Here is a 12,148-nt window from a genome sequence, read left to right on the forward strand (position 1 = left end):
GCCGGGGAACCGCTGAAACCATCGCGCGCGGTTGGGATGTGACCAGACGTGTATTCGGGAAACAAAAACAGGAGGGGCGCCCGGAAGCGCCCCTCGGCGGCGTCTAGGCGGCCATTACCTTGACCATTTCGAGCACCTTGCAGGAGTAACCCCACTCGTTGTCATACCACGAGACAACCTTGACGAACGTGCCGTCAAGTGCCATGCCGGCCTCGGCATCAAACACCGAGGTGCAGCTCTCGCCACGGAAATCGGTGGCCACCACTTTCTCGGTGGTGTAGCCCAGCACACCCTTCATCGGCCCTTCGGAGGCAGCCTTCATCGCGGCACAGATGGCCTCGTAGGTGGCTTCCTTGTTCAGTTCGACGGTGAGGTCGACGACCGAAACGTCGGAAGTCGGTACGCGGAAGGCCATGCCGGTGAGCTTCTTGTTGAGCTCGGGAATGACCTTGCCGACGGCTTTGGCAGCACCGGTCGAGGACGGAATGATGTTCTCGAGGATGCCGCGACCGCCGCGCCAGTCCTTGTTGGACGGCCCATCGACAGTTTTCTGGGTGGCGGTTGCCGCGTGCACGGTGGTCATCAGGCCGCGCTTGATGCCCCAGTTGTCATGCAGAACCTTGGCCACAGGGGCCAGGCAGTTGGTCGTGCACGAAGCGTTCGAGATGATCGCCTGGCCGGCGTAGGTGTCGGAATTGACGCCGAACACGAACATCGGCGTATCGTCCTTGCTGGGCGCGCTCTGGATGACCTTGCGGGCACCCGCGGCGATATGCTTCTGGCACGATTCGGTGGTCAGGAAGAGGCCAGTCGAGTCGACGACGATGTCGGCACCCACCTCGTTCCACTTCAGTTCGGCCGGATCCTTGACGGCGGTCAGGCGGATCTTCTTGCCGTTGACGATGAGCGTGTTGCCCTCGACCGCAATGCTGCCGTTGAAGCGGCGGTGCACCGAGTCGTACTTGAGCATGTAGGCCAGGTAATCGGGCTCCAGCAGGTCGTTGATGCCGACGATCTCGATCTCCGGGAAGTTCTGAACTGCCGCGCGAAAAACCATGCGTCCAATACGGCCAAAGCCGTTGATCCCTACCTTGATTGTCATGAAACGGTCTCCTTGAGAAATTACAACAGTGATTTCACGGTCGCGACCACGTTGGCCACCGTGAAACCGAAAAAGTCAAACAACTGGTCGGCTGGTGCCGACTCCCCAAAACGATCGATGCCGATGACGGCACCGTCGAGTCCAACGTATTTGCGCCAGAAGCTGCTTACGCCTGCTTCGATGGCCACGCGCGGCACGGCGTGTGGCAGGACGGATTCCTTCCAGGCGGTGTCCTGACGGTCGAAGACCTCGGCGCATGGCATCGATACGACGCGCACGGCGACGCCATCTTCGGCAAGCGCTCGACACGCGTCAAGTGCCAGGGCGACCTCGGAGCCGGTGGCGATGAGGACGATCCGTGGCGCCGCGCAGTGGGCCAGTACGTAGGCGCCCCGCCGAATGCTGGTCGGCGCCACGCCGGCAGTCACCGCCGGCAGATTCTGTCGCGAGAGCGCGAGAACCGTCGGGCCATCGCAGCGCTCGATGGCGGCAAGCCACGCCACTGCCGTTTCGCTGGCGTCCGCCGGACGCCAGACGTCGACGTTCGGGATCAGGCGCAGGCAGGCGACATGTTCCACCGGCTGGTGCGTCGGACCGTCCTCGCCGAGACCTATGGAATCGTGCGTGTAGACCATGATCTGGCGCAGCTTCATCAGCGCTGCCATGCGAATCGCGTTGCGCGCGTAGTCGGAAAAGACCAGGAAAGTTGCCGTGTAGGGGATCAGGCCGCCATGCAGCGCGATGCCGTTGGCGATTGCCGTCATGGCGAACTCGCGCACCCCGTAGTATAGATAATTCCCGCCCTCGGCTCGGCTGATTGCCCTGGATCCCTGCCAGAGCGTGAGGTTGGAGCCGGCAAGATCGGCGGATCCGCCAATCAGTTCCGGCAGGCGAGGAGCGAAGGCGCTGAGGACGTTCTGCGAGGCCTTGCGCGTAGCGACGTTGTCCCGCCTGGCGGCGAGCTCGGCGAGGACCTGCGCGGCGTAGGCAGTCCAGTCGGTCGGCAGTTCGCCGCGCATCCGGCGCGAGAATTCAGCGGCCAGTTCGGGGAAAGCAGCCTCGTAGGCCGTGAGGCGAGAATTCCAGTTGCTCTCGAACACGTTCCCGCGCATCCGGCCGTCCCACTGCGCATAGACGCTGTCGGGGATCTCGAAGGGGGCGTGCGGCCAGTCGATCAGCCTGCGCGTTGCGGCGACTTCGTCAACCCCCAACGGTGCGCCGTGCACATCGTGGCTGCCGACCTTGTTCGGGGAACCCAGGCCGATGCGGGTCTTGCAGCAGATCAACGTCGGTCGGTGATCCTGCTCGGCCCGCGCTGTCAGCAGGGCATTGTCGATAGCGTGGACATCATGGCCGTCGACGTCGGCAATCACCCGCCAACCGTAGGCCGCGAAGCGCTGTGGCGTGTCGTCGGTGAACCAGCCCTCGACACGGCCGTCGATCGAGATCCCGTTATCGTCATAAAAGGCGATCAGCTTGCCGAGTCCGAGAGTGCCCGCCAGCGAGCAGGCTTCGTGCGAAACGCCTTCCATGAGGCAGCCGTCGCCGAGGAAGACATAGGTCGAGTGGTTGACGATCTCGTGGCCTGGCCGGTTGAACTCGGCGGCCAGCACCTTTTCGGCGATCGCCATGCCGACGGCATTGGCGAGGCCCTGCCCCAGCGGGCCGGTGGTGGTTTCGACTCCCGGGGTGTGGCCGACTTCGGGGTGGCCAGGCGTCTTCGAGCGGAACTGACGGAAACTCTTCAGGTCGTCGATCGACAGGTCGTAGCCGGTCAGATGCAGCACGGCGTAGATCAGCATCGAGCCGTGACCGTTGGAGAGCACGAAACGGTCGCGGTCTGGCCAGTGTGGGTTGGCCGGGTTGTGGCGCAGGTGGCGCCGCCAGAGAACTTCCGCAATTTCTGCCATCCCCATCGGCATGCCGGGGTGGCCCGAGTTGGCCCGCTGAACCGCGTCCATGGCGAGGGCGCGGATGGCGCTGGTCAGGGGGGTAAAAGCAGTGGGCACAATGAATCGCCAGTCAGGAGTCGGGGTTTCTGTCTCACCGTGAAATTATCCACCAAAAGAGCTCGCTTGGCCACTTTCCCTTGTGGCGCGCTGCAATCCGCCGTCGGCAGTGCCATCGACCATGCCCGAGGGTGATCGTGCGCGCTGCGCAGGGGGTCGCTATGAATAGTAAAAGCTAAATATAAAGTGCAACAAGTTTAACTTTTAATAATCATTTGAGCCGCCTAAACTTGTTGTTCTTCGACTTTGACCGCTGACGCAATGTCCCAGGACCAGCAGACCGAATGCGCGCTTGCAATGATGGCCCCGGATATCCATCACTGGGTGTTGCGGCGCTTGCGTCTGCCGCGCGCGGCCTGTCTGGCAGTCGAGGACTCGCTCCCCGGGTTTGCCGCGGCCATGGCCGGCGGACTGCCGGTGGTAACCACCACCCACGCCTACACCGAAAACCAAGACTTCGCCGGTGCACACGCCGTCGTCTCGAATCTCGGCGAGCCCGCGGCGCCGGCGCGCAGCCTTGGCGGCCAGGCGCTTGCCGGTACGTACGTCGATCTGCGGCAGCTTCGCCTCTGGCACCGCAATGCCGCAACGAAAACCCTTCCGCGACACGCCGGCAAACTGGCGGCCGACTAGACCGAACGAAAAATCTCTTTACCCTCATCGACACGGAGACAAGCATGGATCAATCGAACCGTTACGCCGACCTCAGCCTCAAGGAAGAGGATCTGATCAAGGGCGGCAAGCACATTCTGGTGGCCTACAAGATGAAGCCCAAGGCGGGCTATGACTACCTGCCGGCCGCGGCGCACTTCGCCGCCGAGTCGTCCACCGGTACCAATGTCGAAGTGTGCACCACCGACGATTTCACGCGCGGCGTCGATGCGCTGGTGTACCACATCGACGAAGCGACCGAGGAAATGCGTATCGCCTATCCGCTCGACCTGTTCGACCGCAACGTTACCGACGGGCGGATGATGATCGTCTCCTTCCTGACGCTGGTGATCGGCAACAACCAGGGAATGGGCGACATCGAGCACGCCAAGATCTACGACTTCTACATGCCCGAGCGCGCGATCCAGCTCTTCGACGGACCCGCCAAGGACATCTCCGACATGTGGCGGGTGCTCGGCCGACCGGTCAAGGACGGCGGCTACATTGCCGGCACGATCATCAAGCCCAAGCTCGGCCTGCGTCCCGAGCCCTTCGCCAAGGCGGCGTACCAGTTCTGGCTCGGCGGCGACTTCATCAAGAACGACGAACCGCAGGGCAACCAGGTGTTTGCGCCGATGAAGAAGGTGATGCCCCTGGTGTATGACGCAATGAAGCGCGCGCAGGACGAAACCGGCCAGGCGAAGCTCTTCTCGGCGAACATCACCGCCGACGATCATTACGAAATGTGTGCGCGCGCCGACTACATTCTCGAGACCTTCGGACCCGACGCGGACAAGGTCGCCTTCCTCGTCGATGGCTACGTCGGTGGCCCCGGCATGGTCACCACGGCTCGCCGGCAGTATCCGAACCAGTACCTGCATTACCACCGTGCCGGTCACGGCGCCGTCACCTCGCCGAGTTCCAGGCGCGGCTACGACGCCTACGTGCTGGCCAAGATGTCCCGCCTGCAGGGTGCCTCCGGGATTCACGTCGGCACCATGGGTTACGGCAAGATGGAGGGCAGCGCCGACGATCGGGCGATTGCCTACGTCATCGAGCGCGACGAATACCAGGGCCCGGCCTACTACCAGAAGTGGTACGGCATGAAGCCGACGACGCCGATCATCTCGGGCGGCATGAACGCCTTGCGCCTGCCCGGCTTCTTCGCCAACCTCGGTCACGGCAACGTCATCAACACCTCCGGTGGCGGCTCCTACGGGCACATCGACAGCCCGGCCGCCGGTGCCATTTCGCTGCGCCAGGCCTACGAATGCTGGAAGGCAGGCGCCGATCCGATCGCCTGGGCGCGGGAGCACAAGGAGTTCGCACGCGCTTTCGAATCGTTCCCGGGCGACGCCGACACGCTCTATCCTGGCTGGCGCGAAAAGCTTGGCGTTCATCGCTGATCGCCGGTGACGGAGCGGCCGGCGCGGTCATGGCGCTGGCCGCGCCAGCCGCCTCGCTTGCCATTCCGCCGCCCACCTATCAGCCAGGGATCCGCGATGACCGACAAGGCGCAGCAGTTCAAGATTCTCGAAGAACCTTTCTACCAGCCCCAGCGCAACGAAGTCGCGCTCTACGCAGCGGCCTATGCCGCGCGGCTGCCGGTGATGGTCAAGGGGCCAACCGGTTGCGGCAAGTCGCGCTTCATCGAATACATGGCGTGGAAGCTCGACAAACCCCTGATTACCGTCGCCTGCAACGAAGACATGACGGCCTCCGACCTGGTCGGACGCTATCTGCTCGAAGCCACAGGCACGCGCTGGCTCGACGGCCCGCTGACCACCGCGGCGCGTATCGGCGCCATCTGCTATCTCGACGAGATCGTCGAAGCGCGTCAGGATACGACGGTCGTCATCCACCCCCTGACTGACCATCGGCGGACGCTACCGCTCGACAAGAAGGGCGAACTGCTGCACGCGCACCCGGACTTCCAACTGGTCATCTCGTACAACCCCGGCTACCAGAGCCTGATGAAGGATCTCAAACAGTCGACCAAGCAGCGCTTCACCGCCTTCGAGTTCGACTATCCGGACGCCGCGCTCGAAACGCGAATCCTCGCCAGCGAAAGCGGCATCGATGCCGCCACGGCCGCGCAACTGGTGAGCATCGGTGCCGCCGCGCGGCGTCTCAAGGGGCATGGCCTCGACGAAGGCATCTCGACCCGGCTGCTCGTCTATGCGGCCACCTTGATCAGGAATGGTGTGGCCGCTGGCGACGCCTGCCGGATGGCGCTGGTACGGCCGATCACCGACGACCGCGACATCCGCGACACGCTCGATCACGCGATCGACGCCGTCTTCGCCTGAATCGTCTTCGCTCTGTGATGTCGCCCCGCGAGACCCTCGACGGCGCCTGGCCCGAGCGTCTGGCGGCGTACCGCGCGCAACTCGACTGCCGCTTTCCGCAAGTCGGCGAAGTCTTCGAGGACTGTCTGCGGGACGCACTGGCCGTCCTTTCGCCCGAGGGCGTCAGCGCCTATCTGGATACCGGCCGTCTGCTCGGGCGCCTGGGCCGTGGCGTCGAACCGGTGTTGGCCTTCCTCGAAGAATGGCCGGCGGTCGTCAGAAGCATCGGCGAAGACGCGCTGCCGGCGATCGTGCGGACCATTCAGGCCTTGTCGAAGTCCCCGAACGGCAGGGCGATCGCCCCTTTCCTGCAGACACTCGCCGCCGTATCGCGACGCTTGGCGACGCGCGATCAGATGCAGCACTACCTCGATCTGACCCTCGACCTGATGGAGCGCACCTCCGGCTCGATCCACGGAATCCACAAGAGCTTCGCCAGCCCCGGCCTGCCCGATTTCTTGGCACAGGCGCCGGCCCTCCTCGACAGCCTGACGATCGCCGGCCTGAAGAACTGGGTCGACTACGGGATTCGCAACTACTCCACGCACCCGGATCGACAGCGCGCCTACTTCAGCCTGCAGTCGGCCGACAGCCGCGCCGTCTTTCAGCGCGAGCGGCACGGCACCCTGCTGGTCGACCACGAGCGTCTGCTCGACCTCTACCTGCGCGGACTGTGGCACGACAGCGCGCAACTGGTGCCGTACTCGACCAGCCTGCTACCTTCGGCGAGCGCGCCGGCCGCGGACGACCCGGCGATCGCCCTGCCGCTGCTGCCTTACTACGATGCCACGGGGATTCGTCTCCCCGACGCTCTCGACGATGCTCACGGCGTTGCCGGCATCGACCGCTATCGTGCGACTCTGGCGCATATCGCTGGTCACCGGCGCTGGAGCCAGTCGATGTTCGCCGACAACTTCAGCCCGATGCAGCGCCTGGCCATCGAGTTCTTCGAGGACAGCCGCATCGAAACGCTGATCCTCCGCCAGTATCCGGGGCTGCGCCGCGTTTTTCTGGCGCTGCACCCCCGGCCGGTCGAAGGTGCCTGCAACCCGGAAACGCACTCCTGCCTCCGCCATCGTCTGGCCATGCTCTCGCGCGCGCTGCTCGATCCGCCGCACGGCTATCGGGACGCGGCGCTGGGCGAGTTCGTCGACCGCTTCGTGCGCACGATGGCCAGTGGCGAATCGAGCAGCGAACAGATCGCCGAACTGGCGCTCGCCTACGTCGCGCGCACGCGCCGGCAGAGCGACCAACAGGCCAGCGTCTACTTCGCCGACACGGTGATCGACTACCGCGACGACAACCGTCATCTCTGGCGATTCCACGAACTCTCCGACGACGAGGAGATGTTCGACGTGCCGCCGCCGACGGCCGCGCCGAGCGAAATCGAGCGGTTGCCGCCACGTCACTACCCGGAGTGGGACTACCAGAGCCAGACTTACCGGCCCGATTGGGTCAGCCTCTACGAATCGCTTCACCCTGCCGGCGACGCCGCCATCATCGACCGGCTCCTGGAAAAACACGCCGCCCTGGCCCAACGCCTGAAGCGCCTGCTCGATCTCCTCCGACCGCAGGACAAGGTGCGCATCCGCTACCAGGAAGACGGCAGTGAGCTCGATCTCGATATCGCCATCCGCTCGCTGATCGACTTCAAGAGCGGTGCCCGGCCCGACCCGCGGATCAACATGAGCCACAGGACGAATGGGCGCAACCTGGCGGTGTTGGTGCTCCTCGATCTTTCGCAATCCCTCGGCGACAAGGCGGGCGATGGCCAGCAGACGGTTCTCGAGCTGAGTCAGGAGGCGGTGTCGCTGCTGGCGTGGTCGATCGAGCAACTCGGCGACGCGCTGGCGATTGCCGGTTTTCACTCCGACACCCGGCACGACGTGCGCTACCTGCATCTCAAGGGCTACAGCGAGCGCTGGGGTGACAGCGTGAAGAGCCGCCTGGCGGCCATGCAAGCCGGTTACTCGACGCGCATCGGCGGCGCCATCCGCCACGCCGCGCACTACCTGGCCGCGCAGAAGGCAGAGAAGAAGCTGTTGCTGATTCTCACCGACGGCCGGCCTTCCGATGTCGATGTGCAGGACGAGCGTCTGCTGGTCGAGGACGCGCGCAAGGCCGTTGGCGAAGTGGGCCGGCGGGGGATTTTCACCTACTGCATCAGCCTCGATCGCCAGGCCGACGCGTACGTCAGCGAGATCTTCGGCCAGCGCTATTCGGTGATCGACAGGGTCGAGCGCTTGCCGGAAAGGTTGCCGGAGCTGTTTCTGGCGTTGACGAGGTAAGGCGGCCGGCGGGTGGCCGGGCCGTTGTTGCGAGGCGCGGCCTCGGCGGCTGTTGAGCGTAAGCAGCCGGGGCGCATCGTCTTCCCGGTCGACGATCGGCGCCAAGTCCAGGGAGAGAGCTGCCCGTCGTCTCTGTGTCGAGATCGGACGTAGGACGGTTGCCACTCCTATGTTTGCTGGTATTATGCGTGGCGGGGTGGCGTGGCTACATCGTACGGCAAGTAGGGTGTGCTCTCGAACCTTGCATAGATCAGGAGGCGGGGCTCTGTGACGGGGGCGGTCATGTCGAGGGTTGCCATTCTCATAGGCTCCGTGTGCGGTACCCTGCCATGCGTTTTGGCCGATGTGGCCGGAGGTTTGTCGGCGCAACAGACCTCTTCTTTCGGCGCGAACTCGGCATCAGCCAGGATTGGATCGATTTCATGTTTTGCATTGACCCACGGATGCCCTTCGCGGCTACCGCCACCATCGTCATGGTGCTGGCCCTGACCGCTTGCAGTGGCAAGGACGACAAGACCAAGTCCGCCACCCAGGTCGCGGCCAAAGTGAACGGTGGCGAAATCTCGGTCCACCAGATCAATGATGTCTTGGCTCGCGCCGGCAACGTTCCCGCTGATCAGGCAAGACAGGCAAGCGGGAAAGTGTTGGAAGGCCTCATTGGTCAGGAGTTGCTGCTGCAGGAGGCCATGGAGAAGAAGCTCGATCGCACCGCACCCGTGGTGCAGGCCATCGAAGCGGCCAAGCGGGAGATCCTTGCCCGCGCCTACGTTGATAGCGTCACCGCTCAGGCTGGCAAGCCAGACGCTGCGGAAGTGCATGGCTACTACGCGAGCAACCCACTCCTCTTCAGCGCTCGCCGTATTTACAACATCAATGAGCTCGGCGTTGCCATTGCCGCAGACAAGATGCCTGCCTTGCAGGAGCGCGTTGACCGGGCGAAGTCGCTCAACGACGTGGCCGCCTGGCTGAAGGAGCAGAACATTCCCTTCAACGCTGGCAGCGGCGCCAAGGGTGCCGAGCAGTTGCCGCTGAACCTGCTGCCCATAGTGGCGGAGATGCGGGACGGCCAGATCAGGTTGGTGACGATGCCCGGCGGTGCCGCGGTGCTACAGTTGATTGCCTCGCGGGATCAACCCGTCGACGAACAGACAGCAAGACCGGCTATTGAACAGTTTCTGGCCAACAAGAAGAAGTCCGAATTGGCGGAGACAGAGATGAAGCGCCTGCGCGCTGCGGCCAAGATTGAATACCTCGGTGAATTCGCCGCTTCGCCCGGTGCGCCCGCCACATCGGCACAGCCGGCGACCCAGCCCGATGCCGCGCCGGTGGCATCGAAGGATGCCTCGGCAGCGCATATGGAAAAGGGTGTCCGGGGCCTCAAGTGATTGCGTCCATGCTGTATGCAGTCTCTCCCGGGTGTCACATGCCGGCGCTTGATCTGGCTCCGGGTCGGGTAACTCGATGCATCGACACGGGTCGCTGCGTGTTGCTGTCGCGCGTTCTGGGCTGGCTGCTGGCGGCGTCCATGGTCCTGCTGAGCGTAACCGCGGCGGCCGCGGCTGATCCCGACAAGAAGGCCGAATACGTTCTCGGCCCGGGCGACGTGGTCAGGATTTCCGTCTTCCAGAATCCGGATCTCACCGTCGAGACGCGCGTCTCCGAAACCGGTTCGATCACCTATCCCCTGGTGGGCACTGTCGCCGTGGGCGGCCTGGCCATTCCCGAAGCCGAACAGCGTATTGGTCAGCGCCTGCGTGAAGGTGGCTTCGTCCTGCAACCGCAGGTGAACCTGCTCCTGCTGCAGATTCGCGGCAACCAGATCGCCGTGCTTGGCCAAGTCAATCGCCCCGGTCGCTACCCGCTCGAAACCTTCGACACCCGGCTCTCCGACATGCTCGCCACGGCAGGCGGCATCGCCGCCACTGGCGCCGACACCGCCATCCTCACCGGCGTGCGCGAGGGCAAGCGGGTACGCCAGGAAATCGACATCCCGAGTCTGTTCCTGAAGAGCGGCACGGGCGGTGACATCCCGCTGGTGGGCGGTGACATCATCTATGTCCATCGAGCACCGATGTTCTACATCTACGGCGAGGTGCAGCGAGCCGGCGTCTATCGTCTCGAACGTGACATGACGGTGATGCAGGGGCTGGCGTCCGGTGGCGGCCTCACCCCGCGTGGCACCGAGCGTGGCATCCGTGTCCACCGCCGCGACGCCGAAGGCAAGCTGGAAGTCCTCGAAACTCGTATGGACGACCCCCTCAAGGCAGACGACGTCATCTACGTCAAGGAGAGCCTGTTCTGAGCGGGCGCCGGCAGATCCCATGTCTCTTCAGCAATTTCTCCTCATCCTGCGGGCGCACTGGAAAGTGCTTCTCGGCACGCTCGCTACCACGGTGGCGACCACCCTTGTCGTCAGCCTTGTCATGCCCAGGCAATACTCAGCCAACACCTCGATGGTCGTGGATGTCAAATCGCCGGATCCGCTCCTCGGGGTGCTTCTGCCGGCGCAGGTGCTGCCCGGTTACATGGCCACCCAGGTGGACATCATCACCAGCGACCGCGTCGCCCAACTGGCGGTGAGGCTGCTTGGCCTGGACAAGAACCCGACCGTGATCGAGGAGTGGCAGGACGCGACCGAAGGCCGTGGCACCGTCGAAGTGTGGTTGGCACAGGCGCTGCAAAAAAAGCTCGACGTCAAGCCCTCGCGCGAGAGCAACGTCATCAACATCGTCTTCAAAGGCGCAGACCCCCGCTTTGCGGCGGCGGTCGCCAATGCCTTTGCTCAGGCGTACATCGACACCACCCTCGAACTCAAGGTTGAACCGGCCAAGCAGTACGCCGCGTGGTTTGTCGCCCGCACCAAGCAATTGCGTGATGCCGTCGAGGAGGCGCAGGGCAAGCTCTCTTCCTATCAGCGCGAGCATGGAATCATCGCCGTGGACGAACGGCTGGACGTGGAAAACGCCAGACTGGCGGAACTGTCCACCCAGTTGGTGATCATTGAGGGTCAGAAAACCGAGTCCCAGTCGCGGCAGAATCAGGCCGGTAGGGACGGCGAAACCAGCGCCGAGGTGTTGCAGAACTCACTCATCCAGGCGCTGAAGGGCGATGTGGCCCGCCAGGAAGCCAAGCGCGAGGAGATCGGCAGCCGGGTGGGCAAGAACCATCCGGAATACCAGCGCATCAGCTCGGAAATCGACGCCCTGCGTGAGCGCGTGACCCAGGAGACGAGGCGGGTGACCTCTGGCCTGGGCACCGCCACCAAAGTCAATGTGCGGCGGGAGTCCGAGATTCGCACCGCTCTCGAAGCCCAGAAGGAGAAAGTGCTGGCCCTCAAGGATCTGCGCGACCAGGTCTCCGTGCTGCAGAAGGATGTCGAAAGCGCGCAGCGTTCCTACGAACTGGTCACCCAGCGCCTCGCACAGACCAGCCTCGAAAGCCAGACCCAGCAAACCAACCTCGTGGTGTTGACCGCGGCGACGCCGCCACTCGAACCTTCGAGTCCAAGAATCCTGCTCAATACTCTGGTCGCCATCTTCCTTGGGACCCTGCTCGGCGTTGCTGCTACCTTGCTGCTCGAACTGCTCAGCCGCCGTATCCGCTCGCCCGAGGACTTGATGGAGACTGTCGGCCTGCCGCTGCTGGCCGTGATCGGACCAGCAGAAGGCAAGGCTGCGCCCGCGCGGGACCGGCGCCACCTCATGGCGCGCCTCAGGTTCAAGCGTGGGGTGCACTGACCATGGCCGCCGA

The 12,148-nt window shown here is 64.0% G+C and carries 9 protein-coding genes; 7 read left to right on the plus strand and 2 right to left on the minus strand.

The genetic code is table 11. The features are described from left to right. Positions 1-103: 103 nt before the first annotated feature. Complete coding sequence (gene gap, locus CAP2UW1_RS04125; protein WP_015765415.1) at positions 104-1,102, minus strand: type I glyceraldehyde-3-phosphate dehydrogenase; 999 nt, start codon at positions 1,100-1,102, stop codon at positions 104-106. A gap of 20 nt (positions 1,103-1,122) precedes the next feature. Beyond that, positions 1,123-3,111 (minus strand): transketolase, encoded by a 1,989-nt coding sequence (tkt, locus tag CAP2UW1_RS04130; protein WP_015765416.1) that lies wholly within the window; start codon positions 3,109-3,111, stop codon positions 1,123-1,125. 297 nt (positions 3,112-3,408) lie between these two features. Between tkt and CAP2UW1_RS04135 the strand changes: the two genes are divergently transcribed. The 7 genes from CAP2UW1_RS04135 to epsF all read left to right on the plus strand — a co-directional run bounded on the left by CAP2UW1_RS04135 (position 3,409) and on the right by epsF (position 12,135). Continuing rightward, on the plus strand, positions 3,409-3,744 hold the full coding sequence (locus CAP2UW1_RS04135; RefSeq protein ID WP_049778514.1) for an HAD family hydrolase: 336 nt from the start codon (positions 3,409-3,411) through the stop codon (positions 3,742-3,744). Positions 3,745-3,788: 44 nt separating this feature from the next. Then, positions 3,789-5,168 carry a ribulose-bisphosphate carboxylase gene (locus tag CAP2UW1_RS04140; RefSeq protein WP_015765417.1) on the plus strand — a complete coding sequence of 460 codons (1,380 nt, stop codon included), beginning with the start codon at positions 3,789-3,791 and terminating at the stop codon, positions 5,166-5,168. A 96-nt stretch (positions 5,169-5,264) separates the two neighbouring features. Then, entirely contained in the window at positions 5,265-6,071 is an 807-nt protein-coding gene (locus CAP2UW1_RS04145; RefSeq protein WP_015765418.1) for a CbbQ/NirQ/NorQ/GpvN family protein, read from the plus strand. Between the two features lie 17 nt (positions 6,072-6,088). After that, entirely contained in the window at positions 6,089-8,398 is a 2,310-nt protein-coding gene (locus CAP2UW1_RS04150; RefSeq protein WP_015765419.1) for a nitric oxide reductase activation protein NorD, read from the plus strand. A gap of 422 nt (positions 8,399-8,820) precedes the next feature. Next, positions 8,821-9,783, plus strand: coding sequence for an EpsD family peptidyl-prolyl cis-trans isomerase (locus tag CAP2UW1_RS04155; RefSeq protein WP_015765420.1), 963 nt, complete (start codon positions 8,821-8,823; stop codon positions 9,781-9,783). 140 nt (positions 9,784-9,923) lie between these two features. Beyond that, on the plus strand, positions 9,924-10,700 hold the full coding sequence (gene epsE, locus CAP2UW1_RS04160) for a polysaccharide export protein EpsE (RefSeq protein WP_199931651.1): 777 nt from the start codon (positions 9,924-9,926) through the stop codon (positions 10,698-10,700). A 19-nt stretch (positions 10,701-10,719) separates the two neighbouring features. Next, on the plus strand, positions 10,720-12,135 hold the full coding sequence (gene epsF / locus CAP2UW1_RS04165) for a chain length determinant protein EpsF (RefSeq protein ID WP_015765422.1): 1,416 nt from the start codon (positions 10,720-10,722) through the stop codon (positions 12,133-12,135). Positions 12,136-12,148: the final 13 nt, after the last annotated feature.

Source organism: Candidatus Accumulibacter phosphatis, from assembly GCF_000024165.1.
GTDB lineage: Bacteria > Pseudomonadota > Gammaproteobacteria > Burkholderiales > Rhodocyclaceae > Accumulibacter > Accumulibacter phosphatis.

Coding starts and splice junctions, on each gene's coding strand:
- CAP2UW1_RS04145 (WP_015765418.1), top strand. CDS start 5,265: ATGACCGACAAGGCGCAGCAGTTCAAGATTCTCGAAGAACCTTTCTAC.
- epsF (WP_015765422.1), top strand. CDS start 10,720: ATGTCTCTTCAGCAATTTCTCCTCATCCTGCGGGCGCACTGGAAAGTG.
- CAP2UW1_RS04140 (WP_015765417.1), top strand. CDS start 3,789: ATGGATCAATCGAACCGTTACGCCGACCTCAGCCTCAAGGAAGAGGAT.
- CAP2UW1_RS04135 (WP_049778514.1), top strand. CDS start 3,409: ATGATGGCCCCGGATATCCATCACTGGGTGTTGCGGCGCTTGCGTCTG.
- gap (WP_015765415.1), bottom strand. CDS start 1,102: ATGACAATCAAGGTAGGGATCAACGGCTTTGGCCGTATTGGACGCATG.
- CAP2UW1_RS04155 (WP_015765420.1), top strand. CDS start 8,821: ATGTTTTGCATTGACCCACGGATGCCCTTCGCGGCTACCGCCACCATC.
- epsE (WP_199931651.1), top strand. CDS start 9,924: ATGGTCCTGCTGAGCGTAACCGCGGCGGCCGCGGCTGATCCCGACAAG.
- CAP2UW1_RS04150 (WP_015765419.1), top strand. CDS start 6,089: ATGTCGCCCCGCGAGACCCTCGACGGCGCCTGGCCCGAGCGTCTGGCG.